24 protein-coding genes are annotated in these 24,049 nt (G+C 64.1%); 14 read left to right on the top strand and 10 right to left on the bottom strand.

All coding sequences use genetic code 11. The features are described 5' to 3' along the window. Nucleotides 1–121 precede the first annotated feature (121 nt). The gene (locus tag AC4D2M_RS08835) at nt 122–1,411 is read left to right on the top strand and encodes an adenylosuccinate synthase (RefSeq protein WP_490891318.1); all 1,290 of its coding nucleotides are present in this window, start codon (nt 122–124) and stop codon (nt 1,409–1,411) included. A gap of 62 nt (nt 1,412–1,473) precedes the next feature. Here the strand turns inward: AC4D2M_RS08835 and AC4D2M_RS08840 are convergent, their stop codons facing one another. Continuing rightward, a complete protein-coding gene (locus AC4D2M_RS08840; RefSeq protein ID WP_490891319.1) occupies nt 1,474–2,208 on the bottom strand; it encodes a SurA N-terminal domain-containing protein in 735 nt (244 codons plus the stop codon). A 101-nt stretch (nt 2,209–2,309) separates the two neighbouring features. Between AC4D2M_RS08840 and AC4D2M_RS08845 the strand changes: the two genes are divergently transcribed. Next, on the top strand, nt 2,310–3,422 hold the full coding sequence (locus AC4D2M_RS08845; RefSeq protein WP_490891320.1) for an alanine racemase: 1,113 nt from the start codon (nt 2,310–2,312) through the stop codon (nt 3,420–3,422). Nucleotides 3,423–3,425: 3 nt separating this feature from the next. On the opposite strand, the gene AC4D2M_RS08850 is transcribed toward AC4D2M_RS08845, so the two are convergent. Further along, nucleotides 3,426–3,923, bottom strand: coding sequence for a DUF427 domain-containing protein (locus AC4D2M_RS08850; protein ID WP_490891399.1), 498 nt, complete (start codon nt 3,921–3,923; stop codon nt 3,426–3,428). A gap of 68 nt (nt 3,924–3,991) precedes the next feature. Between AC4D2M_RS08850 and AC4D2M_RS08855 the strand changes: the two genes are divergently transcribed. The 4 genes from AC4D2M_RS08855 (at nt 3,992) to AC4D2M_RS08870 (ending at nt 7,025) form a co-directional block, all read left to right on the top strand. Beyond that, nucleotides 3,992–4,798 carry a carbon-nitrogen hydrolase family protein gene (locus AC4D2M_RS08855; RefSeq protein WP_490891322.1) on the top strand — a complete coding sequence of 269 codons (807 nt, stop codon included), beginning with the start codon at nt 3,992–3,994 and terminating at the stop codon, nt 4,796–4,798. Nucleotides 4,799–4,862: 64 nt separating this feature from the next. After that, nucleotides 4,863–5,996, top strand: a complete 1,134-nt coding sequence (locus AC4D2M_RS08860) for an L-talarate/galactarate dehydratase (protein WP_490891323.1) — start codon at nt 4,863–4,865, stop codon at nt 5,994–5,996. A gap of 40 nt (nt 5,997–6,036) precedes the next feature. Beyond that, nucleotides 6,037–6,723 (top strand): FadR/GntR family transcriptional regulator, encoded by a 687-nt coding sequence (locus tag AC4D2M_RS08865; protein WP_490891324.1) that lies wholly within the window; start codon nt 6,037–6,039, stop codon nt 6,721–6,723. A gap of 35 nt (nt 6,724–6,758) precedes the next feature. Then, nucleotides 6,759–7,025, top strand: a complete 267-nt coding sequence (locus AC4D2M_RS08870) for a glutaredoxin family protein (protein ID WP_490891325.1) — start codon at nt 6,759–6,761, stop codon at nt 7,023–7,025. Between the two features lie 86 nt (nt 7,026–7,111). Here AC4D2M_RS08870 and AC4D2M_RS08875 read toward each other — a convergent pair whose 3' ends face one another. Genes AC4D2M_RS08875 through AC4D2M_RS08890 form a run of 4 tightly spaced genes read right to left on the bottom strand, consistent with a single transcriptional unit; the run spans nt 7,112 to nt 10,722 of the window. Beyond that, nucleotides 7,112–7,513, bottom strand: a complete 402-nt coding sequence (locus AC4D2M_RS08875; protein ID WP_490891326.1) for a universal stress protein — start codon at nt 7,511–7,513, stop codon at nt 7,112–7,114. Nucleotides 7,514–7,521: 8 nt separating this feature from the next. Beyond that, a complete protein-coding gene (locus AC4D2M_RS08880) occupies nt 7,522–9,039 on the bottom strand; it encodes a tripartite tricarboxylate transporter permease (protein ID WP_490891327.1) in 1,518 nt (505 codons plus the stop codon). A 24-nt stretch (nt 9,040–9,063) separates the two neighbouring features. Continuing rightward, nucleotides 9,064–9,669, bottom strand: coding sequence for a tripartite tricarboxylate transporter TctB family protein (locus AC4D2M_RS08885; RefSeq protein WP_490891328.1), 606 nt, complete (start codon nt 9,667–9,669; stop codon nt 9,064–9,066). A 48-nt stretch (nt 9,670–9,717) separates the two neighbouring features. After that, complete coding sequence (locus AC4D2M_RS08890) at nt 9,718–10,722, bottom strand: Bug family tripartite tricarboxylate transporter substrate binding protein (RefSeq protein ID WP_490891329.1); 1,005 nt, start codon at nt 10,720–10,722, stop codon at nt 9,718–9,720. A 154-nt stretch (nt 10,723–10,876) separates the two neighbouring features. Here AC4D2M_RS08890 and AC4D2M_RS08895 point away from each other — a divergent pair, with 154 nt between their 5' ends. The 5 genes from AC4D2M_RS08895 to AC4D2M_RS08915 all read left to right on the top strand — a co-directional run bounded on the left by AC4D2M_RS08895 (nt 10,877) and on the right by AC4D2M_RS08915 (nt 16,858). Continuing rightward, complete coding sequence (locus AC4D2M_RS08895) at nt 10,877–11,761, top strand: LysR substrate-binding domain-containing protein (protein ID WP_490891331.1); 885 nt, start codon at nt 10,877–10,879, stop codon at nt 11,759–11,761. A 136-nt stretch (nt 11,762–11,897) separates the two neighbouring features. Next, nucleotides 11,898–12,845, top strand: a complete 948-nt coding sequence (kdgD, locus tag AC4D2M_RS08900) for a 5-dehydro-4-deoxyglucarate dehydratase (protein ID WP_490891332.1) — start codon at nt 11,898–11,900, stop codon at nt 12,843–12,845. A 35-nt stretch (nt 12,846–12,880) separates the two neighbouring features. Continuing rightward, complete coding sequence (locus AC4D2M_RS08905) at nt 12,881–14,521, top strand: aldehyde dehydrogenase (NADP(+)) (RefSeq protein WP_490891333.1); 1,641 nt, start codon at nt 12,881–12,883, stop codon at nt 14,519–14,521. Next, nucleotides 14,518–15,846, top strand: a complete 1,329-nt coding sequence (locus AC4D2M_RS08910) for an enolase C-terminal domain-like protein (RefSeq protein WP_490891334.1) — start codon at nt 14,518–14,520, stop codon at nt 15,844–15,846. The genes AC4D2M_RS08905 and AC4D2M_RS08910 overlap by 4 nt, the downstream gene beginning before the upstream one ends. Nucleotides 15,847–15,883: 37 nt before the next feature. Continuing rightward, the gene (locus AC4D2M_RS08915; RefSeq protein WP_490891335.1) at nt 15,884–16,858 is read left to right on the top strand and encodes an AEC family transporter; all 975 of its coding nucleotides are present in this window, start codon (nt 15,884–15,886) and stop codon (nt 16,856–16,858) included. Between the two features lie 66 nt (nt 16,859–16,924). On the opposite strand, the gene AC4D2M_RS08920 is transcribed toward AC4D2M_RS08915, so the two are convergent. Genes AC4D2M_RS08920 through AC4D2M_RS08930 form a run of 3 tightly spaced genes read right to left on the bottom strand, consistent with a single transcriptional unit; the run spans nt 16,925 to nt 19,181 of the window. Next, nucleotides 16,925–17,314, bottom strand: a complete 390-nt coding sequence (locus tag AC4D2M_RS08920) for a CBS domain-containing protein (RefSeq protein WP_490891336.1) — start codon at nt 17,312–17,314, stop codon at nt 16,925–16,927. A gap of 38 nt (nt 17,315–17,352) precedes the next feature. Next, complete coding sequence (locus AC4D2M_RS08925; protein ID WP_490891338.1) at nt 17,353–17,703, bottom strand: P-II family nitrogen regulator; 351 nt, start codon at nt 17,701–17,703, stop codon at nt 17,353–17,355. Continuing rightward, nucleotides 17,700–19,181, bottom strand: coding sequence for a DUF1538 domain-containing protein (locus tag AC4D2M_RS08930; protein WP_490891339.1), 1,482 nt, complete (start codon nt 19,179–19,181; stop codon nt 17,700–17,702). Before AC4D2M_RS08930 ends, AC4D2M_RS08925 begins: the two co-directional genes overlap by 4 nt. A gap of 153 nt (nt 19,182–19,334) precedes the next feature. On the opposite strand from AC4D2M_RS08930, the gene AC4D2M_RS08935 reads away from it, so the two are divergent. The 3 genes from AC4D2M_RS08935 to AC4D2M_RS08945 all read left to right on the top strand — a co-directional run bounded on the left by AC4D2M_RS08935 (nt 19,335) and on the right by AC4D2M_RS08945 (nt 22,142). After that, on the top strand, nt 19,335–19,994 hold the full coding sequence (locus AC4D2M_RS08935; RefSeq protein WP_490891340.1) for a cyclodeaminase/cyclohydrolase family protein: 660 nt from the start codon (nt 19,335–19,337) through the stop codon (nt 19,992–19,994). Further along, entirely contained in the window at nt 19,991–21,022 is a 1,032-nt protein-coding gene (locus AC4D2M_RS08940; protein WP_490891341.1) for an FAD-dependent oxidoreductase, read from the top strand. The genes AC4D2M_RS08935 and AC4D2M_RS08940 overlap by 4 nt, the downstream gene beginning before the upstream one ends. A gap of 64 nt (nt 21,023–21,086) precedes the next feature. Further along, a complete protein-coding gene (locus AC4D2M_RS08945; RefSeq protein ID WP_490891342.1) occupies nt 21,087–22,142 on the top strand; it encodes a LacI family DNA-binding transcriptional regulator in 1,056 nt (351 codons plus the stop codon). Between the two features lie 39 nt (nt 22,143–22,181). Here the strand turns inward: AC4D2M_RS08945 and AC4D2M_RS08950 are convergent, their stop codons facing one another. Continuing rightward, on the bottom strand, nt 22,182–23,807 hold the full coding sequence (locus tag AC4D2M_RS08950) for a xylulokinase (RefSeq protein ID WP_490891343.1): 1,626 nt from the start codon (nt 23,805–23,807) through the stop codon (nt 22,182–22,184). Nucleotides 23,808–24,049: the final 242 nt, after the last annotated feature.

Below are 24,049 nucleotides of genomic sequence, written 5' to 3' on the forward strand. Positions count from 1 at the left end.
GAGCCCCGGACTTCGAAGCGGAGAACGCTTGCGGAAGCCTTGGGGCGTTCTCATGCACGGCGGCACAATTCGCGCGGCACCCGGCGCGCACTTCTGTCGCCAAACAATGGGGGAGGATCCCATGCCAGCAATTGTGATTGTCGGAGCCCAGTGGGGCGATGAAGGCAAAGGCAAGGCCACTGACCTGCTCGGCGGGCGCGTGGACTACGTCGTGAAGCCGAACGGCGGCAACAACGCCGGGCACACCGTCGTCGTCGGCGGTGAGAAGTACGAGCTCAAGCTCCTTCCCGCCGGCATCCTCAGCCCCAACGCCGTGCCGATCATCGGCAACGGTTGCGTCATCAATCTGGAGGCGCTGTTCCAGGAGATCGACGGACTTGAAGCACGCGGCGCTGACACGTCGAAGCTGCGCGTCTCCGCGAACGCGCACCTCGTGGCCCCGTACCACCAGGTCCTGGACAAGGTCACCGAACGCTTCCTCGGAAAGCGGGCCATCGGAACCACCGGCCGCGGTATTGGTCCGGCGTACATGGACAAGGTCGCCCGCCTGGGCATCCGTGTGCAGGACGTGTTTGACGAGTCGATCCTTCGCCAGAAGGTGGAGGGCTCGCTGAAGCAGAAGAACGAACTGCTGGTCAAGGTCTACAACCGGCGCGACGTCGAGGTCGAGGAAATCGTCCAGTACTTCACTTCCTTCGCCGAGCGTCTGCACCCGCTGGTCATCGACTCGACCTACGTGCTCAATGAAGCGCTCGACGCAGGCAAGGTGGTCCTCATGGAGGGCGGGCAGGCGACGTTCCTCGACGTTGACCACGGCACCTACCCGTTCGTGACGTCGTCAAACCCGACCGCCGGCGGCGCCTCAGTCGGCTCCGGCATCGGCCCCACCCGCATCAACCGGGCGGTGGGCATCATCAAGGCGTACACCACCCGCGTCGGCGCCGGACCGTTCCCCACCGAGCTGTTCGACGACATGGGAATCCACCTCCAGAAGATCGGCGGAGAGTTCGGCGTGAACACCGGACGCCCGCGGCGCTGTGGCTGGTACGACGCCGTGCTGGCGCGCCACGCTTCCCGCGTCAACGGATTCACCGACTACTTTGTGACGAAGCTCGACGTCCTGACCGGTATTGAGAGCATTCCGGTGTGCGTGGCGTACGACGTCGACGGCGTCCGCCACGACGAAATGCCCATGACGCAGACCGACTTCCACCACGCGAAGCCCATCTTTGAATACTTCGACGGCTGGACCGAGGACATCACCGGAGCCCGGACCATCGAGGACCTGCCGGAGAACGCCCAGACCTACGTGCGGGCGCTCGAGAAGATGTCCGGCACTCGCTTCTCCGCCATCGGCGTAGGCCCGGACCGCGACCAGACGATCGTGATCAACGACCTCATCGGCGGATAGCCGGGTCAACACAGCAAAACGGCTAGGTTCCTGGAGAACCTGGCCGTTTTGCTGCCTGCGGTCTAGAGATTGCTGTCGACGTCGGCGCTTTCCCTAAGTTTCTCGACCAGCGCGAGTGCCGCGTCGGATTGCTTCTGCTGCGTAACCTGCTGCTCAAGCTGCGGCTTTACCTCTTCGAACGGCGGGATCTCGGAGCCCTGTGCGGCTGCGCCGGAGGCCTTTGCCTCCTCGTAGGCTGCCTTCAGTTCCTCCTCGGTCGGCGCGGTGTCACCGGTCTCCTCGGCGAGCAGCGCGTCGAGGCGGACCTGCTGCCGAATCTGCTCGGTGGCCTCTTCCTTGGTGATGCCCTTTTCCTCAAGCGCTGTGAAGAGTTCTTCGGGGGAGGTGAACTGGTTCGTCGCGACCAGTTCGTCCGTTGTCGCCTTGATGGCTTCCTCGCTGGCTTCTATCCCACGATCGTCGGCTTCCTGGATGAGGAGCTTGGTGCCGATGAGGTTGTCGAGCGTCTGCGTTTTCAGTTGCTCCTGGTCGACTTCCTGTCCGGTCACCTGCGCCTGCATTGCCATCTGCTGGAAGGTGCCCTCGTATGCGGTGGTGAACTCTTCCTTGGTCACCTCGTCGCCGTTGACGCTTGCCACGACGTCGGGAACTCCCTCAAGGTCCGGCGTGGGGGCTTCCGCCGGGGTGCTTGCGGCGCTCTCGCTCGGGGCGGGTTCAGCCTCGGTGTCCCCTCCGCAGCCTGTCGCGAAAGCGAGCGCACTCGCCAGGGCCAGGCTCATGAGCCACTTCTTCTTCACAAACACTCCTACTGTTGATTACCGACCTGCGACTCTAGCAGCGCCCCATGTACATCGGCTCAGTGCTGGCTGGATAGACGCTGAACGGTAGGATGCGGAAGATGGCGCAGTTCCCTTCGGATATCCACCTTGCAAGCCTGCCGCAACTGCTGCTCGACGTTGACGCGATTGACGCCAACATTGCCCTCAAGGAGCAGTGGGCGGCCGGACACTCGATGGTGCTCGCTCCCCACATCAAAACAACGATGACCCGCGAGATAGTCCAGCGCCAGCTTCCCGGGTCCTGGGGAGTGACGGTCGCGACGCCGGCGCAGGCCGCACTCGCTGTGACCTGGGGCGCCCGGCGCATTCTCATCGCCAATGAAGTGGTGTTCCCTGCGTTGATAGATGACCTGCGCAGGCTCCTGGAATTCAATCCCCACCTCGAGATCCACAGCCTCGTTGACTCCGAAGAGGCAATTGCCGCCCTGGCACAGGGTTTCCACGACGCCGACCGGCCCCTGTTTGTACTGGTCGACGTCGGCGTGGCCGGTGGGCGAACCGGAATTCGCAACGCCGCGGAAGCACCCGCCCTGGCCGCAGCGGTCAGGGATGCCCCCGGGCTCCGCCTCGCCGGCGTCAGCGCCTATGAAGGGATCGCGCCGAATATCCGCACGCCTGAGAACCTCGCCGTCATCGACGGACACTGCCGGGCCGCCAGGGAGATCTTCGATGCGTTGCAGGGCCAGTTCGAGGTCCAGCAACCTCTCTTCACTGTGGGAGGATCCGCGTTCCAGGACCGTGCGGTGCTCCACCTTCCCGAGGGCGCACTCAACGTGCTGCGTTCCGGCTGCTACGTCATCCATGACCACGGCACCTATGCGGACGTGTCGCCGCTGCCCGGCCTGCGTGCCGCCGCAGTGGTGCGTGCCGTCGTCGTCTCCGTGCCTGAGGAGGGGCGGGCCGTCCTGGGCGCGGGCAAGCGGGAGCTGGCGTACGACGCCGGCCTGCCCACCATCGTGGCGCACCACCGAGACGGTGCCGCGCTGCCTGAGCCAACCGGCGTCGTCGTTCGGCTGTTCGATCACCACACGGTGGTGGACGACGCCGCATCGCTGAGGGTGGGCGACACCGTTGACCTCGGTATTTCGCACCCCTGTTCCGTGTTTGACCGGTGGCGGACGGCGCTCGCCGTCCACGGCAACGCGACCGAGGTGTGGCACCCGCAATTCTGAGCGCTACCAGCCCCAGGTCCCCGGCGCGCCCTTGAACGGGCCCACCACCCTTGATGTGATCCAGCCGCCATAGAAGTCACCGGGCTGGGCGCGCACCTCCTCGCCGTCGACGAGGCAGCGGTCCATCCTGCCGGGGTAGACCGCGACGGTTCCGGCGAGCCGCTCAAACCCGGCCGTGGGCTGGAGGTAGGTCCACGCGGACCGTTCGGCGCTCGCAGAGCCGGCAACGACGTCGTAATAGGTGGCCTCTCCCTTGAACTCGCACCAGCTGGTACTGCCGACCGGGTGCAGCGTGTCCGGCACGAAATCCGTGTCCGGTACGTAGAACACGGGTGGGTGGCTCGTCTCCAGCACCCGCAGGGCGCTATGAGTCCGCGCGATCTCCCGCCCGCCGAACTCGATGACGACGACGCCGGGATAGTTCTCGATGCGGGGCGGGCGCGGGAAGTCCCACACCGACTCCTGGTCCGGCCCCGGTTGCTCGCGTTTTACCTTGTTCATACCCATAGCGCCACCGTACTCTTCGGTACCCTTGAATGAGCCCCAGTTCCTACCCGAAAGGGCCCGCGATGAAGATCAGTGTTGGACAATTCAGGCCGATCGGGGACGTCTCCGCCAATATCGCGACGATGCGGGAGCTCGCGCGCCAGGCAGTGCAGGAAGGGTCAGAACTGATCGTCTTCCCCGAGGAGTCGATGTTCTCCATCGGAAAAGTGGAAGGCGCCCTCGCCGACGCCGTGGATGCGGGCTGGACCATCTTCGTCCAGCAGCTCTCGTTCCTTGCCGCGGAGCTGAAGATCGCCATCGTCGCCGGCGGGTACGAGTCAAGCGGCGAGGAGCGCCCGTACAACACGCTGGTGCTCATTGACTCCACTGGCCGCATCGTGGATACCTACCGCAAGCTGCACCTGTATGACGCGTTCAGCTACCGGGAGTCCGAGCGCATCAAACCGGGCGACGGCGGCCTCACCGTGGTGCCGGTCGGTGACCTGACCGTCGGACTCATGACGTGCTACGACCTCCGCTTCCCGGAGCTAGCAAGGGCACTCGCGGACCGTGGCGCCGACGTCGTGCTGGTGCCTGCCGCGTGGTTCAAGGGGGATCACAAGGTCGAGCACTGGGAGACGCTGCTGCGGGCCCGGGCCATTGAGAACACGGTGTGGATCGCCGCGGCGGGGACATCGTCGTCGCACACCATCGGGCACTCGGCCATCCTTGACCCGATGGGGGTGCCGCAGGTTTTCCTGAACGACGAGGAACAGGGCGTTGTGACGGTTGAGGTGAATCGGAAGCGTATCGAGGAAGTGCGTGAGTTCCTGCCGGTGTTGCGGAATCGCCGGTTCGCGCAGAACGAGGAGATTGTCGAAGCGCACTAGCTTGTATGATAAGTAGGTAAGTTGTACGATAAGTCATCCGTCCCGTTCTCCCAAAGGTTCCGCGATGACTTACACGCCCGACGCAATCCGCCACGTCAAACTTTCCACCGCCACGCTGCCGCTGGCCACGCCCATTTCCGACGCCAAAGTCTTTACCGGCAGGCAGAAGCCCATGACGGAAGTGGTGTTCCTGTTCGCCGAGATCCTCACTGAGCAGGGCGTCTGCGGTCTCGGGTTCTCCTACTCCAAGCGGGCAGGCGGGCCGGCGCAGTACGCCCACGCACGGGAAGTCGCCCAAGCAATGATCGGCGAAGACCCCAACGACATCGCCAAGCTGTATAACAAGTTGCTGTGGGCCGGTGCGTCCGTGGGCCGGTCCGGCGTCGCCACCCAGGCGCTCGCCGCACTCGACATCGCGCTCTATGACCTCAAGGCGAAGCGTGCCGGACTGCCGCTAGCCAAGCTGCTCGGCGCCTACCGGGACTCGGTGCGCACCTACAACACCTCCGGCGGTTTCCTCAACGCCTCGATCGATGAGGTCAAGGAGCGGGCAACCCAGTCACTCGCCGAGGGCATCGGCGGCATCAAGATCAAGGTCGGCCTGCCGGACTCCGCAGAGGACCTGCGACGCGTGGCGGCCGTGCGGGAGCACATCGGCCCCGACGTACCGCTGATGGTGGATGCGAACCAGCAGTGGGACCGCGCCACCGCCCTGCGCATGGGCCGCAAACTTGAGCAGTTCGATCTGGTCTGGATCGAAGAACCCCTGGACGCGTACGACGCCGAGGGGCACGCCGCGCTGGCACTGGCACTTGATACCCCCATCGCCACCGGCGAGATGCTCGCCTCCGTCGCCGAGCACGAGCGGCTCATCGCAACCCGGGCCTGCGACATCATCCAGCCCGACGCGCCCCGCGTCGGGGGCATCACGCAGTTCCTCCGGCTCGCCACGCTGGCGGACCAGGCCGGCCTGGACCTTGCTCCGCACTTCGCCATGGAAATCCACCTGCACCTTGCCGCGGCCTACCCCCGCGAGCCGTGGGTGGAGCACTTCGACTGGCTGGATCCGCTGTTCAACGAGCGCCTCGAGACACGTGACGGGCGGATGCTGGTTCCCAACCGCCCGGGGCTGGGCGTGACCTTCAGTGACCAGGCACGCGCGTGGACCACTGACAGTGTCGAGTTCGGCACGCGCTGAGCGTGCGTGCCGGCACTGACCACGTGCCAGCATTGACAGCATGAAACAAACGCTGGCCGTCTCGCTCGTCGATAGCCTCCGCCGTCGCATTGTCGAAGGCATCATTCCCTCCGGTGAGAAGCTGCCCAGCGAGAGCGCTCTCATCAGCGAGTTCGGCGTCAGCCGCACGGTCGTCCGGGAAGCTGTGTCCCGGCTGCAGGCCGAAGGTCTGGTGTACACGCGGCGGGGGAGCGGCAGCTTCGCCCTCACCCCGCCGTCCGCGGACGAGGAATCAACCGGAGGCATGCGACGGCCCCGGACCATCGAGGAGCGGCGCGCGCTCCTGGCGTTCCGTGCGGGTATTGAGAGCGAGGCCGCTGCGCTCGCCGCAGCGAACGCAACCCCCGGGATGATCTCTGCCCTTGATGACGCGCTCGCGGCATTCGACGCCGCCGGCAACCACCCCGCTACGGCAGTCTCCTGCGACTTCGCCTTCCACAGGGCCGTGGCGGAGGCCAGTGGCAACTTCTATTTCGTGGATGCGCTGCTGGCCCTGGGGCCGGCGATGATTGCGATGCCTCCGCAGCGCCTTGAACCAGCCGACGACGGCGGGCAGTCCGAGCGGTTGCAGCGCGTCGCCGTCGAACATGTTGCCGTCCGCAACGCGATTCGTGCGGGAGATGCGTTGACCGCGGCCGCCGCAATGCGCCTGCACCTGGCCAACTCGCGGTCCCGCCTGGACGGGTAGCCTGACTAACCACTCCTCAGTCGTAGGATGGCCTCATGACGGCGAACCCAGAAACAATCCGAATGTATGGTGCGGACTGGTGCCGCGACTGCATCCGAACCAAGAGGCAGCTCAACGAGCTCGGCATCAGCTATGAGTACGTCAACCTCGAAGAAGTGCCTGACGCGGCTGAAGAGGCCCGAGGTATCTCCGGGCGGACGAACATCCCGGTTGTGGTTTATCCCGACGGCGACCATCAGGTCGAGCCGACCAACGCAGAGGTAGAGGAGAAGCTTCGCGGGTTGAACCTGCTCAGCAGCTGAAAACGGCACCGAGCCAGCAGGAACGACTGGACCTTCGCGAGAAGCTGGTCGTTTCTGCCGGCTCGATGCCGTGTCCGTGCGGGAAGCTAGCTCCGTTCCGCCGGCTTCACCGCGAGGACCGGGCGGTCTGCCTGCAGGAGAATCCGCTGGGCGTGGGAACCCATGATGAACTTGCCCACCTGTGAGCGCTGCCGCAAGCCGATGACGATCAGCGAGACGTCATGTTCCACGGCCAGCTCCAGGATTTCTTCTGCAAGGTCATCCCTGTGGGAGGGGCGCAGTACGCGGGAGGAGACGCCGGCGTCGTCGGCGGACTTCTTCAACCGCTGAAGGTCCTCGTCGCTGGCAACCGACTTGTCCACGCGGGATCCTTCGCGGACAGAGTTGACGATCAGCAACTCCTGATCGCGCAGCTTCGCCTCCGCAACCGCGGCGGTGACGGCTGCTTCGCCGACGGGAGTGGGTACGTACCCAACCATGATGCTCATAACTTCTCCTAGAAATCTGCGGTTACGCGGTCGGTGTTGCGCTGCCTGCGCTTGGTTAGGGCGGACTGGATCATGGGGCTGACGGCTACGATGACGAAGACCAGCAGCAGTGTTCCCGAGATCGGGCGGGTGAAGAACCCGGACACATCTCCGCCAAACACCAGGAGCGAGCGTCGCAGGTTGGACTCGAGCAGCTCGCCGAGCACGAACGCCAGCACCAGCGGCCCCGGCTCGAAGCCGAACTTCTTCATCAGGTATCCCAGGACGCCGAAGAGCACCACGAGCAGCACATCGAACATGGAGTTGCGGATGGTGTAAGCGCCCAGGATGGTGATCAACGCGGTGATCGGAGCCAGGATGGCGGCGCGAACGCGCAGAATCCTCACGAACAAGCCGACGAGCGGGATGGACATGATCAGCAGCAGGATGTTGCCGATGTACATCGAGTTCACAACGCCCCAGAACAGGTCCGGGTTTTCCGTGATCAGCTGGGGTCCCGGTGTGATGCCATGGATCAGCAAGGCACCGAAGATGATCGCCATGGTGGCATTGGCGGGGATACCCAGGGTGAGCAACGGAATGAAGGAGCTGGTCGCTGCCGCGTTGTTGGCGGTTTCAGGCCCGGCGACACCTTCCACGGCGCCCCTGCCGAAGCGTGTGGGGTCCTTGGCCCGCTTCTTCTCCACTGCGTAGGACACCATGGAGGAGATGGTTGCGCCGCCGCCGGGGAGGATCCCGAGGAAGAATCCGAGGACGGAGCCGCGGCCAATCGCCCCGGAGGACTTGCGGAGATCTGCACGGGACGGCCAGACGTTGGCGACCTTGGCCGGCGCACTGACTGCCCGGTGGCGCTCTTCGAGGTTGTAGAGGATTTCGCCGAGGCCGAAGAGACCCATGGCGATGGGGACGAAGTCGATGCCGTCGGCAAGGCTCAGGTTGCTGAAAGTGAAGCGCTCGGCGCCGGTGAACACATCGCGGCCGACGGTTGCCAGCAGCAGGCCGACCGCTGCGGCAATGAGCGCCTTGATCTTGGTTCCGCCGCTGATCGTCGCGACCAGCAGGATGCCCACCAGGGCAAGGGCGGTGTATTCCGGTGGACCGAAATCGAGCGCGAAGCTGGCAACCAGCGGAGCCAGGAAAGTGAGTCCGATGATCGCCACGGTGCCACCGATAAAGGAGCCGATGGCGGCGATACCGAGGGCGGTTCCGGCCTTGCCCTGCTTTGCGAGCACGTAGCCGTCGAACACCGTAACCACGGAGCTGGCTTCGCCGGGAAGGCGCAGGAGGACGGAGGTGATGGTTCCGCCGTACTGGGCGCCGTAGAAGATGCCGGCGAGCATGATGATCGCCGTGACGGGTTCAATGCCGTACGTGAGCGGCAGCAGAATGGCGATCGTTGCTGCGGGGCCGAGGCCCGGCAGCACGCCGATGAGCATGCCGATCACTACGCCCATCAGGCAGTAGAGGAAGTTTTGCGGGTCTAGAACGACGCCGAAGCCGTCAATGACCGGGTTCAGGTAATCCATGGCGGGTCCTTTTGTGCTTCAGGGCTAGAAGAGGTGGGGGATCGAGGTCCCCAGGCCGAGGATGAAGATTGCGTAGAAGGCGGCGATGACGAGCACCGAGTAGATCGATGCCGCCCGCCAGGTTTCTCCGCCGAGGAATTTCATCCAGATGAAGCACAGCAACAGGGATGGAATTTCGAAGCCGATGACCGGCATCAGCCAGACCATGGCGAGCAGCGTCGCGAATCCGTAGCCGGCCATCCGCGACAGCGGGGAGAATTTCTCCCCGTCCAGGCCCCCGCGCCGGCCAAGGACCAGTTGCGCGAGGGCGAGAACGGTGATGATGAGACTGATGACGAACGGCCAGGTCCCTGGACTGGGCGTGCCTGGCGAGCCAAGGCCGAGACCAACAGCAATGATCATGCCAGCCACGCCCACACCGGCCGCCACGAGGGAGGATGCGAGGTTCGCGACCGGGCCCGCCGGCGGAGCAGCATCCGCTTCCCACTCGGCAGCAAGGTCCTCCGGCGACAGGACAGGTGTGCCCGCATCTTCGAAGTCATGGGCGTGTCTTACTTCTTTGACTTCATCGACGCCCTTCGCGTCGGTCGAGCCGTTGGGAGCGGCTCCGGGAGTGCGTTTAGGCTTCATTGCAGTGCTCATTTCAACTGAGGTCTCGGCTCGGCCTGTGACGAGGTGTTACTCGCCGGCGAGCGAGATGTCGTATTCCTCGACCAGTGCCTTGTACTTCTCGGCGAGAGTATTCCACTCCTCGACAACCTCTTCACCGGAAACTTCCCACGGTGCGAGGATGTTCTGCTCGTTGAATTCCTGGTAGGTCTCACTACCCTGGGCTGTCTCAACGGCCTCAACCAGTCGAGCCTTCACATCCTCCGGGAGTCCCTTCGGTGCGGCGAGCGCGCGGTACTGGGAAACAGGGACCTCGTAGCCCTCTTCGATGGCGGTCGGGACCTCAGAAAGGAATTCACTGCGCTCGGCGGCGAAGGTGACGATCGGAGTGACCGCGCCTGCCTCGATCTGCGGGAGGGCTTCACCGAGCTGGATCGTGGCAACGTCGACCTGATCGCCCATGACGGCGGTCAGGGCCGGCGAACCCGAATCGAACGGTACAGCGGTGCCGTCGATGTCGGCCTGAGCAAACAGAACTGCCTGCGCCAGCTGGGAGCCGGTGCCGACGCCGGTGGTACCGAAGTTCAGGTCACCGCTGCTCTCCTTGATGTCGGCGAGGGATTCGAAACCGGACTCTGGGCTCGCAACCAGAACGTAGTCGTCCTGTGACAGGCCGGCGATCACGTCGAGGTTATCCAGGGACACTGTTTCATCCTCACCAACCGCGAGCGGCGTGATGGTGATCAGCGAGGCGTTAAGGAGAACCAGGTTATGGCCGTCCGCCTCCATGCCGGCAACTTCCTTGGTGGCCACAGCGCCGTTCGCGCCTGCCTTGTTGACTACGGGTACTGCAACGCCGAGGTCCTCGGCCATGCCCTCGGCGACTGCACGGGCGATTCGGTCGGTTGAACCGCCCGCATCCTGGCCAACGGTGATGGTGACGGGGCCGCTGGGGAACTCTTCGGTGGGCGCGGCGCTACCGCCGCCTACGTTTCCGCCACAGGCTGACAGTGCGAGCACGCCGGTTGTTGCGGTTGTCGCGATCAGGATGCGGCGGGTAAGTGATGCTTTCACGAGTGGTACTCCTCATTCGGGAACGGCGTTGTTCGGCTAGTGGGCTCTAAGCAAAATGTGATGGCACTCACGGCTTGGCCCTGAGAAGACTTTACGGAGCAGCTATGATGCTGTCCAAGCCAAAATATGCATGAAGTGATACCCGGAAGGCATCATGTTCACTCTCGATCAGGCACGCAGTTTCGTGGTTGTCGCCGAAGAGCTGCACTTCGGGCGCGCCGCCGAGCGACTCAATATGACCCAGCCACCGCTGAGCCGGCAGATTCAGAAGTTGGAGCGCAGTGTCGGCGTCGAACTGTTGGAACGCGACAATCGGAAGGTGTCACTCACTGCTGCCGGTCGCGCCTTTTTGGCCGAGGCCCGAAAGCTCGTTGTCGCCGCTGAACGCGCCCCCAAAACCGCGCAACGCATTGCGGCGGGCAAGTCCGGCCAGCTCCGTGTCGGTTTCACCGCTGCTTCCGGCTTCAGCCTGCTTGGTCCGCTCCTGACGGAGATCGCGACGGAACTGCCCGACGTCGATGTCGAGCTTCAGGAGCTTGTCACCGGTGAGCAGGTGGCAGCAATTGCTGACGGGGACCTGGATCTCGGTCTCGCGAGGCCGACCTTTGATGCGGATATTTTCGAGTCGCACCTGTTGTTCACCGAGGACCTGCTGCTGGCTGTTCCGTCGGGTCACGAGCTCGACCGGCTGCACCGGTCGCTGACGGTGACGGATCTTAAGGGGGCGCCCTTGATCATGCACTCGCCCACCAAGGCCAGGTACTTCTACGATCTGGTGGTGCGCAACATCCCGGTGGAGCACGGGAACGTTGTGCATACGGTGAGCCAGGTCCTCACTATGGTCGCGTTGGTGGCAGCCTGCAGGGGAGTGGCGTTCGTGCCGGAATCAGCGAGCATGCTGGGTGTGGAGGGCGTCTCCTACCTGCGACTGGCGGATATCGAGCCGGACGCCGTCGAGCTTTATGCCATCTGGAGCAGGGAGATTCGTAACCCGGCCCTCGGTCGGCTCCTCGAAGTCATCAGGACCAAGGATATCTAAATGCTGATACCCGGAGGGCATCAATCCATACAAAAATGGGCTTAGACATGCATCATCTAACTTCCTACTGTTGAAGTAACCCAACAAAAGCACCATCGCCCGCCGTTCGCGGCAAACTGCCTAAGGAAGATGCATAGTGGCCCAGTACGCGCCCCACGAACTCGCTCAGAAGCTCAAGGACGGCCTGCTGTCCTTCCCGGTGACCGCCTTCACGCCCGAGTTGGGGTTTGATGAGGATGCCTACCGGCAGCACCTGTCATGGCAGACAAGCTTCGACGTCGCAGGCCTCTTCGCTGCCGGCGGCACCGGCGAGGGATTCAGCCTGACCCCGGGCGAGGCAGCGCAGGTCATCCGCGTCGCAGTCGAGGAAGTCGGCGGCAAAGTTCCCGTGCTCGCCTCCGCGGGTGGTTCCACTGCACAGGCCGTGCAGAACGCACAGGACGCGGAAGTTGCCGGCGCCGAGGGCCTCCTGCTTCTCCCGCCGTACCTCACGGAATGCGACCAGGACGGTCTCCTTGCCCACGTCAGCGCCGTATGCTCCGCAACATCGATCGGCGTGATCGTCTACAACCGCGCCAACGCCATCTACTCCGCGGACACCGTCGCCCGTCTTGCTGAGCGCCACCCGAACTTCATCGGGTTCAAGGACGCTATCGGCGACATTGAGCACCTCACCAAGGTCTACGTCAAGAACGGCGACCGGCTGTTCTACCTCGGCGGCCTGCCCACGGCCGAGACGTTCGCACTTCCGTTGCTGCAGCTGGGAATGAGTACCTACTCATCGGCGCTTTACAACTTCGTGCCAGAGTTCGCGCTTGAGTTCTACCGTGACGTACGGAAGCAGGACCATGCAGCCGTCACCGAGAAGTTGCAGCGGTTCGTGCTGCCCTACCTCGACATCCGTGACCGGGTGCGCGGTTACGGCGTCTCCATTGTGAAGGGTGGACTCAAGGTCGTCGGCCGCGACGTAGGTGGCGTACGCCCGCCGCTGCAGAACCTCACCGACGCTGACCTCGCAGACCTGAGCGCACTCATCGATGCAGCGGGAATTCGTCCAGCACCTGCTGCTCTCACCACCGCCTGATCAACCAACCGGTCATCCATCCGTAAGGAGCTTTCATGCCTACCCAGAACGCAACTCTTCAGGGCCACTCGATCATCGTCGGGCAGACCACTCCCGGCAACGGCAAGACTGTCAACGGCTTCGACCCCTCCACCAACGAAACGCTGGAGCCCGCCTACTCGCTGATTGACGTATCGCAGCTTGAGGTCGCCACCGCCGCAGCTGAGGAGGCTTTCGAGTCCTTCAGCCAGCTGGACCCCGATACTCATGCAGCCTTCCTTGACGGAATCGCAGACAGGATTGAGGCCGCGGGTGACGAGGTGGTGGCACGGGCGATGCTCGAGACCGGGCTGCCCGAGCCACGCCTGCGCGGAGAACTTGCTCGCACCACCGGGCAGCTTCGCCTGTTCGCAACAGTGGTTCGCCAGGGCGATCACCGTGGCGTGCGGATCGACCCCGCGCAGCCGGACCGGAAGCCGATGCCGCGTGCTGACATCCGTCAGCGCAAGGTGCCCCTGGGCCCTGTCGCCGTCTTCGGAGCGAGCAACTTCCCGCTCGCGTTCTCCACTGCCGGCGGCGATACCGCTTCGGCCCTGGCTGCCGGCTGCCCGGTCGTGTTCAAGGCCCATAACGCACACCCCGGTACCAGCGAGATTGTTGGCCGCGCGATCGCTGAAGCAGTGAACGACGCCGGACTCCACCCGGGCGTCTTCTCCCTCATCTACGGACCCGGTGCCAGCATCGGCCAGGCGCTCGTGGCTGACCCGGCGATCAAGGCGGTCGGTTTCACCGGATCCCGCTCGGGCGGAACCGCTCTGATGTCCACGGCTGCGTCACGTCCGGAACCCATTCCGGTTTACGCGGAGATGAGCTCGATCAACCCGGTCATCTTTTTCGAGGGGGCGCTGCAGGGTGATCTTGGTGAGCTCGCCAAGGCGTACACCACCTCCCTGACCGCCTCCAGCGGTCAGCTGTGCACCTCTCCCGGCCTCATCTTTGTCCCAACGGGCGACGCCGGTGACAATTTCCTGGCTGCAGTCGCCGCAGCACTCACACCGGCCGCCGGTCAGACCATGCTCACCCGTGGGATCGCAGATTCCTGGAACGCAGGTGTGGAGGCTCTGGGCTCGCAGGACGGCGTCGAACTGGTTGCGCAGGGAACAAAGGGAAGCACGGAGAACGCCCCGGCGCCTGCGGTCTTCGGGACGCAGGCCGAAACGTTCCTCAGCAACCCGGTTCTGCACGAGGAAATCTTCGGTGCAGCCTCCCTCGTGGTGCGTTACTCGTCCACAGAGGAACTGGTGGCGGCCGCCAAGCGCCTGGAAGGGCAGCTGACGGCTACCCTCCACCTCACCGGGTCCGACTATGCGACTGCCGCAGGTGTACTGCCTGTGCTCGAGCGCAAAGTGGGGCGCATCCTCGCCAACGGTTGGCCCACCGGCGTCGAAGTAGGGCACGCCATGGTGCACGGTGGCCCGTTCCCCGCGACCTCGGATTCGCGCACTACCTCGGTCGGCACCCTGGCCATCGAGCGTTTCCTGCGTCCGGTTGCTTACCAGAACATCCCGGAGGACCTTCTGCCGGCGCCTGTGCAGCAGGCGAACCCCTGGAAGCTCAACCGGCGGATTGACGGCAACGTCGTCGCCGAGAATGGAGGGCCTGAAGGAACAGTAGAAGCGACGGGAGAGGACGCTTGAGTACCCAGCCATCCATTGCGGGCGTCGAGGTTGTCCCCGTTGCGGGGTACGACTCCATGCTGCTCAACCTCTCCGGTGCGCATGGGCCGTTCTTCACCCGCAACGTAGTCATCATCACCGACTCCGACGGCCGGACCGGCCTCGGCGAGGTGCCGGGCGGGGAAGCCATTCGGTCCACCATCGAGGAGGCCGGGCGCTTCCTTGCCGGCAAGCCGATTGCTCAGTTCCGTAGCCTCCTGCGTTCGGTCGCTGCAGCCTTTGCGGATCGTGACGCCGGTGGCCGTGGACTGCAGACCTTCGACCTGCGGACCACGGTTCACGCCGTAACCGCGATCGAGTCGGCGCTGCTGGACCTGCATGGCCAGTTCCTTGGTGTCCCTGTCGCAGAACTGCTCGGCGACGGACAGCAGCGTGACGCGGTGCCGATGCTCGGCTACCTCTTCTACATCGGCAACCCCGACCTCACGGACCTGCCCTACCTTCGGGAGCCGGAAGGATCCGACAGCTGGGAGCGCGTGCGTCGTGAGGAGGCCATGACCCCCGAGGCTGTGGTTCGCCTCGCCGAGGCAGCGCAGGCCCGGTACGGGTTCTCCGACTTCAAGCTCAAGGGCGGTGTCCAGGCTGGAGACCTGGAGGTGGACGCCGTGACTGCGCTGAAGGAGCGGTTCCCGGATGCGCGCATCACGCTCGACCCGAACGGTGGCTGGTTGCTTGAGGACGCCATCCGGCTCGGCAAGCGGATGCGTGGCGTCGTGGCCTATGCCGAGGACCCTTGCGGTGCTGAAGGCAAGTTCTCAGGCCGTGAGGTTGTAGCTGAGTTCCGGCGGGCAACCGGGTTGCAGACTGCAACCAACATGATAGCGACTGACTGGCGCGAGATGGCCCATGCCGTGCGCACCAACGCCGTCGACATCCCACTGGCCGATCCGCACTTCTGGACTATGGCCGGTTCCGTTCGGGTGGCGCAGTTGTGTAATGAGTTCGGCCTGACCTGGGGATCGCACTCCAACAACCACTTCGACATCTCGCTGGCGATGTTCACCCACGTGGGCGCTGCAGCTCCGGGGGAGATCACCGCACTGGACACGCACTGGATCTGGCAGGACGGTCAGGGTCTGACCAAGGATCCGCTGCAGATCCGCAACGGCGAGATCCGGGTTCCTAACGCACCGGGCCTTGGCATCGAACTCGACAGGACACGGCTCGACGAGGCGCATACCCTCTATCTCGAGCACGGGCTGGGCGCGCGGGATGATGCGACGTCCATGCAGTATCTGATTCCCGAGTGGACCTTCGATCCGAAGAGGCCCTGCCTGGTCCGCTGATGCGGCTTGGATTTACCGGGTAGGGGCAGGAGGGGTAGTGGAGGGGGTTCTCCTCGGGTTCGGCGTCGTGCTGGTGCTGGTTGGCGTAGGCGTTGTGGCGTCGATCCTCCTCCCTACCCGGACCCGGGCCATGCAGGAGGGCCTCACGCCGGTGATCTACTACATCACCAACCCGGCGTTGATGTTCATCCTCCTCGCCGAGACGGAACTCGACGAGGTGCTCGGCATCTATACGCCGATCGCGCTGGTTGTGGCTGCCGCAACCAGCGCGATCTACGCGCTTTTCAGCCGCTTCGCGCTCAAGCGCCCGGCAGCGCAGACGGCGGTGGGTGCCATGGCCTCCTGCTACGTCAACGCAGGCAACATCGGCATCCCGATCGCCCTGTATGCGGTCGGCAGCTCAGCTCCGGTGGTCTCGGTGCTCCTGGCCCAGCTGCTGGTGATCGCACCGGTCTTCCTCACCATCTTCGCGTGGTGCGGCAGGAAAACGACGACGGCGGCACCCGCCTCGGCCGGTTCATCGCAGTCTGCCGGTGCTACACCAACACTCGGGCGGACCGTACTGCGCTCGGTCGCCAACCCTGTGACCACCGGCACCGCGGCCGGCGCTCTGTTCGCAGCGAGCGCATTGACGCTGCCGGACATCGTTTGGATTCCGCTGGAGATGCTGGGCCAGGCGTCCATTCCGCTGCTGCTGGTGGTCTTCGGGATGAGCCTGCGCGGGCAGAAGCCGCTGGCGCAGCGGAGCCTGCGAGCCGACGTCGTGCTTGGAAGTGTGGTGAAGCTGGCGCTCATGCCGGTGATCGCCTGGGCGGTTGCGTACTACCTGTTCCGTGTCGAGGGCACGGCGCTCCTCGGCGTCGTGGCAATGGCGGCCCTGCCCACGGCGCAGAACGTGTTCCTGTTCTCCTCGCAGTTCGGTCTCAAGGTGACGCTGGTGCGTGACATCATCCTGATGAGCTCACTCCTGGCGCTGCCGGCGTCCCTCCTCGTGGCTTTGCTGCTCGGGTGAGCGGACTGGATGGTGCGCGTCAGCAGGGACGCGGCTGCGGTGCTTGAGCTGTCGGTTCCCTGAGCCTCAGATGAGATCCTCCATGAGGCGGGCGAGGATGTCGTTCATGGCCAGGAGGCCAATGAGTTGGTTCCCCTCCACCACCACCAATCTGCTGAGATGGTAGCGGCTCATCAGGGTGGCTGCCTGACGCACGGACAGGTCCTCGTTCACGGTGATCGCGGGTATGGTGGCGGCGTCGTAAACGTTCAGGAGGTCGATATCGCCTTCCTGGGCCACGACGGTATCCAGAAGTTCCCTGTAGCTGAGCATGCCGTAGGCGTCATGGGCGTGTTGCCGGTCCACCACAAGGCTCTTCACCTGGCGGTCCCTCATCATGGACAGCGCTTCACGCAGGGTGCTGTAGGGGGAGATCGTCACGACCTGGGGCACCATGACATCTTTGACGGTGAGCATTCTTCCTCCTCGTAACGGGCGGCTTCGTGGGGCCTTAGTCAGGTTTCGTCCCGGCGCATGTGCTCTTCGAAGCTGACGATTTGGCGCATATCGATGCCGGTCAGGTGCTCGATCGGAATCGCGAACGCCAGACCGTGGGATTCGGTGCCCTTGACCAGTACCTGGTGCAGTTCCTTCAGGATCGGCGCCGTCAGGTGCGAGCCGACGACCATGAGCAGCACGGACTGGGTCCCTTCGAAAGTCAATCCGAAGAAGGTCTTCCGGGCCTCACTTCCGATGCCCTTGCCCGGCAGGATCGTCACACCCGTTGCACCGGCGCGGTGGGCACGATCTATTACCTTGTCCTCCAACTCATCGGGGGCGATCACGACGACAGCGGTAAACTTCATGCCAGTTCCCTCCTCAAGCGGGGAAATCTCTCCATCAACATGGCATACACCATCACAGCAATGACAGGGAAGATCGAAGCGTAGGCGATTAGCCCGAACCCGTCGATCAGCACGTTCCGACCCTCCACAGCCGCCGCAAGTCCGATACCCAGGGCCGTTACCAATGGAACCGTCACCTCCGAGGTGGTCACCCCGCCAAGGTCGAACGCCAGCGCGGTGATGTACTTCGGGGCCAGGAAAACCAGCACGATCGCCACTGCATAAGAGGCCATGATGAAGTAGTGAAACGGCCCGCCCACCAAGATCCGGTAGACCCCGAAACCGATCCCGAGCCCGACCCCAAGAGCGACAATAATGCGGACAGCAACGGCGTTGATCCTGCCGGGAGAAGCGTCCTGGGCTTGTTCGCCTATGGCTACCAGGGCGGGCTCGGCCATAGTGACCGCGAAGCCAATGAGCACGGCGAAGAGCAGAATCAGGGCCGGGGTTCCCTGCTCGATGAGCTGGTTGGCCATGAGCGTCCCGAGTGGGAACAGTCCGAGCTTGAGTCCCAGGACGAACGCGTAGAGACCCACCAGGACCATAATGAAACCGACCACCACGCGCCAGGGCCGGGCGAGCCTGCGCTGGAGCGCGACGTACTGGAAGAACAGGACCACCCCGACGATCGGCAGGACATTCCGGATCATTTCCGCCAATTCAAGGATCATGCCCAGCACACCGTCTGGAGACTCGTTACCTGAGTCAGCCTGCGGAAGTGCCCCGGCTCCGCCGAAGGAATAGACCCACGTTCCATACAGCTGCACACCGATCACCGGCACCATCACGCACAGAGCGACCAGCCCGAAGCCGTCCACCAGTTGGCTGCGGCCCCGGATCGAATTGGCAAGACCGAGTCCGATAGCCGCAATCAGGGGAACGCTCACGATGTTGGTCGTGACACCGCCGGAGTCGTAAGCCAAACCAACGATCTCCGCCGGGGCAATGTAGGTGAGTCCCAAAGCGACCGCGTATCCGGCGATGAGCAGCTTGTATACGGCCCAACCGCGCAGCACCCGCAGGACGCCAAGAACCAGAACCAGCCCTACCGAGAACGCGATGACGAAGCGCAGGATCAGCCCGTTGATGCGCCCTTCGCTGACAAGTTCAGCCTGTTCGGCCACGGCGATCACGGCCGGCTCGGCAATCGAGGCAGCGAAGCCGATCGCGAAACCAAACGGCAGCAGCAGCCTAAGCGCGCCGCTCCGGACGAACTGGTTAGCCAGGTTCCTCCCCACGGGGAATACGCTCAAATCAAGACCCTGCAGGAATACGGCGATACCAACGGCCACTACCAGTAGTCCCGTGACCAGAGTCCACGGGTCATCGGGCACCCTACGGAACACCAGCACCTGGAATACCGTCACCACGACAACGATGGGCAGAAGACTACTCAGTGCCTTTACGAATTCATTCGCGAAGCGGCTGAGGTGCTCCATCGGGTCCTCTCCCGGTGACGATTCTGCGAGTTCCGTGGCACTTCAGTGTCGCTGGGACGGCAGATCGGTGTCCACACTTACTCTGATTCCGACCCGACGGCGGGGCACCGCGCTGAAGTACCGTTCAACCGCCGCGTAGGACAGACTTGCTCCATGGCAGATTCAGAAGAAATCACAACTCAGGAATCGACCGTGGAGGAGTGGACGGGTGCCCTGGCCGAGTCCGTGGGCTCGCCGGGCGGCGGTGCCGGAGCAGGGGTAATGCTCGCCATTGCGGCGTCGTTGACCTCTATGGTTGCCGGCTACACGGACGGGGAGGATAACCAGCAGGCTCAGGTGGAGGAAATTCTCACGCGGGCGCAAAAGCTCCGGCAGGTTGCGCTCGGTTTGGCAGATGATGACGCTTCTGCCTCGAGCGCGTTCGGGGCGGCGTTTCGCCTGGAACCGGGCGAGGAGCGGGACAGCGCAATACGGGAAGCGTCCCTTGGTGCAGCCCGATCGTCGGCAACGCTCGGCGACCACGCCATCGACGCCATCGATGACTTGTCCTGGCTCGCGCACAATGGCAATCCCGCTCTGATTGCCGACGTCGTTGTTGCGTTCGGTGCCCTCAGGGCAGCTGTGACGGGCGCACGTACCAACGTCAGCTTCGACCTGGCCACGCTGAGGTCCTCCGGCCTCACGCTGGAGGAGATCCGGGAACAGCAGCCCGGTCTGTGGGCAACGGTAGAACGGTTGGACTCCGCGATCCAACGTGTTGACGCAGCCATGGCCGCCGTCGACGACCGCGCTGCTCCGACCGACTCGGTATGACTGCACGCCGGAAGGCGATCGTTGTAGGCGCCGGAGTGGCGGGTCTTTCCGCGGCTGTTGCCCTGCGCCATTCACAATGGTCAGTGAAGGTTTTGGAGCAGCAGCCGGAGCTACGGACTTCAGGCACTGCGGTTGTGCTGCACCGTGCGGCTCTCAAGGGACTTGAAGCTGTCGGCCTCGGCGAGGAAGTTGTGGAGAGGGCCGTTCCGCTGACCCAACTGCAGATACGCACCCGCAGATCCGTGCCGCTCACACCACCCAAGCACGCCACAACCTCCGTGCTGATCAACCGTTCGGCGCTCGTCGCCCTCCTCCGGGCCGCACTGCCGGAGGAAGCGCTCGCCTTCGGACAACCGTTGGCGGCGCGTGATCTCCCGCTGGCGTATGAGGAGGCAGACCTTGTCGTAGCGGCCGATGGCGTGAACAGCGCACTCCGCCAGGCATTGTTCGGACACCGATACGCCGCGGTCGCTACCGGAACCACGGTGTGGCGGGGCACGGCACGAACGACGACGACGGGACTCACCGAATACTGGGGCCAGGGACGTCGTTTCGGGGTCAGCGGCCGCCCCGGCGGAGGAACAAACTGGTACGCAACGGCGGTCCTCGCGCCGGCACAAGATGCATCGCCGCACTCGGCTCTTGAGCTGAAGCGACTGTTCGGACACTGGTGCGGCCCCGTAGCGTCCACAGTGGAGAGCATTGACCGGGAATCCCTCCTGCGGCACGAGATTCACCACCTGGCGAAGCGTTTGCCTCGGTATTACCTCGGCAGGACGGTTCTTGTCGGCGATGCTGCCCACGCCATGACGCCGGATCTCGGACGGGGTGCTAATGAAGCCATTCTCGACGCGCTGGTGCTGGCAGGGAAATTTGAATTGCACGAAGGGGTGGACAGCGCGCTGGCCGATTACGACAGGTCCAGGCGCCCGCGCACCCAACTTGTCGCCGCTGGATCCGCAGCAATCGATGCCCTCGTCCACAGGGTGCCGCCGCGACGGCTAACGGCATTGAGGTTGCGCACCTGAAGCCGCTGAGCGCAGGGGCGCAACCGTACCCAAGAGCTTCCCCGCATCCAGTACCGTTTGACATGTGACCGTAAACAATGGGCCGACGTCATCGGCGGCTCCGTCCCTGCAGCCCGCTCCGCGCAAGCGCGCCGCCAACATACGCGACGTAGCCAAGGCGGCGGGCGTCTCCCACCAGACCGTTTCACGCGTCATCAACGGGCACCCGAGCCTGCGTGAGAGCACTCGGCAGCGGGTGCTGGAGGCGATGGAGGCACTGCAGTTCCGCCCGAACCGAGCAGCCCGCTCGCTGGTCACCAGCCGCTCCGGCATGATCGGTGTCCTGGTCACGAATGGCACTTACTTCGGTCCTGCCTCTACTCGGGCAGCAATCGAATCCGCAGCCGCCAGCGCAGGCTACCTGGTAGACACCGCTACCCTGACGTCGCTCGATGAGGCGGCTTTCAAGGAGGTCCTGGAGCGGCTGGTCGATCACGCGGTTGAAGGGCTCATCATCCTGGCACCACAGGAAGCCACCCTTCGCCAGTTGGGGCACCTGTCGGTCAAACTCCCGATGGTGACGGTCCACTCGACATCCCCCGCCGATGATCACGGGCTTTCGGTTGACCAAGTCGCCGGCGCGCGGCTCGCAACCCGGCACTTGCTGCAGTTGGGCCACCGGAAGGTGGGACATGTCGCCGGGCCGGCCGGGTGGGTGGAATCGAAGGAGAGAATTCGCGGGTTCCGCACCGAGATGGCGGACTGGGGACTCAATGCGTCGCGGATCGTTACAGGCGACTGGACTTCCGACAGCGGTTTCCGCATGGGCGAGGAGCTCCTCGCGAAGGACCCGCCCACCGCAGTCTTCTCCTCAAACGACCAGATGGCGCTCGGGTTCATGCACGCATGCCGCGAGCGCGGCATGCGGGTTCCCGAAGACATCAGCATTGTCGGCTTTGATGACATGCCCGACGCCGCCCACTTCGCTCCGCCGTTGACCACAGTTCGCCAGGACTTCCCGGAACTGGGACGGCGGTGCGTCGCCCACCTGCTCGTGCAGTTGGGCGCGCCCGTCGAGAACGCGCCGCGAACCGTAGTCCCCGAACTTATAGTCCGCCAGTCAGCGGCAGGGCCCAGGTAGAACGCCTCGCGAAAGCGCACGGTGATGGATCATTCGAAATCATTCCACCGGCAGGGCGCTGATCGCCGCGCGTTCGACCTGGAGGCCTCTGTGGTAGCGGTCGAGGTAGGTTGCGAAGCCGGCGACGTCGGCCGCGTGAGGTTCGGTTGTTTCGAATTCGGCGCTGGCGAATACGTTTTTACGCAGGTAAGCGTCCAGGTTGAGCTCATTGCCGGCGGCGTTGGCTGAGGCGTACGAAGCCAGCACCGCGATCCCCCAAGGGCCGCCTTCGGAGGCCGTCGCCGCGACGGAAACCGGTGCGGCGAGAGCGCCCGAGAGGAAGCGCTGCGCCACGCCGGCTGTGCGGAACAAGCCTCCGTGCGCAAACATCTGGTCCAGCTCAACGCCCTCGCCGCTGAGCACGCGCATACCCAGGGCGAGGGTACCGAAAACTCCATAGAGTTGGGCGCGCATGAAATTTGCAAGCGTGAATTCGCTGTCCGGCGTCCGTAGGAACAAGGGCCGGCCCTCAACGATTTCGGCAATCGGTTCCCCGGCGAGGTGGTTGTAGGCGAGCAGGCCGCCGGCGTTGGGTGCGCCCTCGAGTGCCTCACGGAAGAGCGTGTTGAAGACGTCATCCGACTCGAGAGCAGCACCGGACGCCGACACGGCTCCGGAGGCGGCAGCGAAGCGGGAGAAGAGCCCTACCCACGCGGCGAGCTCGCTGGCGCCATTGTTGCAGTGCACCATCGCTACCGGGTCGCCGGAAGGAGTTGTCACCAGATCCAGTTCATGGTGCACCCGATCCAGCGGACGTTCGAGTACCACCATCGCGAAGATGCTCGTGCCGGCGCTGACGTTGCCGGTACGGGGGGCAACCGAGCAAGTTGCCACCATCCCGGTGCCGGCGTCACCCTCCGGGGGGCACAGAAGGGCACCGGGCTGGAGACTGCCCGTGGGGTCAAGGAGGGCGGCTCCCTCAGCTGTCAGCTCGCCTGCCGGTTGTCCTGCCACCAGTACGTCGGGGAGGAGTTCGGAAAGCTTCAGGCCGGGTGCAGTTTGGGCTGCCAAGTTGTCATAGCGGGACAGCAGTTCGGCGTCGTAGTCATTGGTGCGGGAGTCGATGGGGAACATCCCGGACGCATCCCCCACACCAAGGACCTTGCGCCCGGTCAGCTCACGGTGCACATAGCCGGCAAGGGTTGTGATGGAGCGAATCTTCGGTACATGCGGTTCACCGTCCAGTAGGGCCTGATGCAGGTGTGCAACGGACCACCGGAGCGGGATATTGACTCCGAAGAGTTCGGTGAGCTCGGCCGCCGCCAGCCCGGTGTTGGTGTTGCGCCAAGTACGGAAGGGAACGAGGAGTTCGTCGCTGTCGTCGAAGGCCAGGTAACCATGCATCATCGCTGAGACACCTATCGCGCTCAGACTGCCCAGCCGTGTGCCGTAGCGGCCTTCGACGTCGGCGGCCAGATCCGCGTAGGCGGCCTGAATGCCCGTCCAGACGTCTTCCAGCGAGTAGGTCCAAAGGCGGTCGACGAGTTTGTTCTCCCAGTCATGACTGCCTACAGCCAGGACCGTCGAAGGGTCCTCACCAATCAGGCACGCCTTGATACGCGTCGATCCGAGCTCGATTCCGAGGCAGGCACGGCCGCCGGCAATAACGTCCTTGGGGTCGGTCATGAGCAAAGTCTCCTTAGATAAGAGGTCACGGCTGCTAAGAGAAAGGCCAAGCCCTAGCCACTTGGAACTGGCCTGTTTTTCTGACCGATCCGTCGATGGGAAGTGTCGCGACCCTGCCATGCTTGACATCAAACGTGAGCTCCAGCATATAGTGTGAACGGTCACATTAGGTAGTTCCCAGTGCATAGCCGCCATGAAAATCGGCAGCTACCGTCGCCGCAGCCAGAAAGACCTGATGCAGC

The sequence above is a fragment of the Arthrobacter sp. TJ-270 genome, assembly GCF_058269075.1.

Excerpts from the sequence above, each read along its gene's own strand:
- AC4D2M_RS08865 (WP_490891324.1), top strand. The coding sequence starts at position 6,037 with ATGAAACAAACGCTGGCCGTCTCGCTCGTCGATAGCCTCCGCCGTCGC.
- AC4D2M_RS08860 (WP_490891323.1), top strand. The coding sequence starts at position 4,863 with ATGACTTACACGCCCGACGCAATCCGCCACGTCAAACTTTCCACCGCC.
- AC4D2M_RS08920 (WP_490891336.1), bottom strand. The coding sequence starts at position 17,314 with ATGCTCACCGTCAAAGATGTCATGGTGCCCCAGGTCGTGACGATCTCC.
- AC4D2M_RS08835 (WP_490891318.1), top strand. The coding sequence starts at position 122 with ATGCCAGCAATTGTGATTGTCGGAGCCCAGTGGGGCGATGAAGGCAAA.
- AC4D2M_RS08935 (WP_490891340.1), top strand. The coding sequence starts at position 19,335 with ATGGCAGATTCAGAAGAAATCACAACTCAGGAATCGACCGTGGAGGAG.
- AC4D2M_RS08855 (WP_490891322.1), top strand. The coding sequence starts at position 3,992 with ATGAAGATCAGTGTTGGACAATTCAGGCCGATCGGGGACGTCTCCGCC.
- AC4D2M_RS08845 (WP_490891320.1), top strand. The coding sequence starts at position 2,310 with ATGGCGCAGTTCCCTTCGGATATCCACCTTGCAAGCCTGCCGCAACTG.
- AC4D2M_RS08925 (WP_490891338.1), bottom strand. The coding sequence starts at position 17,703 with ATGAAGTTTACCGCTGTCGTCGTGATCGCCCCCGATGAGTTGGAGGAC.
- AC4D2M_RS08875 (WP_490891326.1), bottom strand. The coding sequence starts at position 7,513 with ATGAGCATCATGGTTGGGTACGTACCCACTCCCGTCGGCGAAGCAGCC.
- AC4D2M_RS08850 (WP_490891399.1), bottom strand. The coding sequence starts at position 3,923 with ATGAACAAGGTAAAACGCGAGCAACCGGGGCCGGACCAGGAGTCGGTG.
- AC4D2M_RS08880 (WP_490891327.1), bottom strand. The coding sequence starts at position 9,039 with ATGGATTACCTGAACCCGGTCATTGACGGCTTCGGCGTCGTTCTAGAC.
- AC4D2M_RS08870 (WP_490891325.1), top strand. The coding sequence starts at position 6,759 with ATGACGGCGAACCCAGAAACAATCCGAATGTATGGTGCGGACTGGTGC.
- AC4D2M_RS08885 (WP_490891328.1), bottom strand. The coding sequence starts at position 9,669 with ATGAAGCCTAAACGCACTCCCGGAGCCGCTCCCAACGGCTCGACCGAC.
- AC4D2M_RS08930 (WP_490891339.1), bottom strand. The coding sequence starts at position 19,181 with ATGGAGCACCTCAGCCGCTTCGCGAATGAATTCGTAAAGGCACTGAGT.
- AC4D2M_RS08895 (WP_490891331.1), top strand. The coding sequence starts at position 10,877 with ATGTTCACTCTCGATCAGGCACGCAGTTTCGTGGTTGTCGCCGAAGAG.
- AC4D2M_RS08905 (WP_490891333.1), top strand. The coding sequence starts at position 12,881 with ATGCCTACCCAGAACGCAACTCTTCAGGGCCACTCGATCATCGTCGGG.
- AC4D2M_RS08950 (WP_490891343.1), bottom strand. The coding sequence starts at position 23,807 with ATGACCGACCCCAAGGACGTTATTGCCGGCGGCCGTGCCTGCCTCGGA.
- AC4D2M_RS08940 (WP_490891341.1), top strand. The coding sequence starts at position 19,991 with ATGACTGCACGCCGGAAGGCGATCGTTGTAGGCGCCGGAGTGGCGGGT.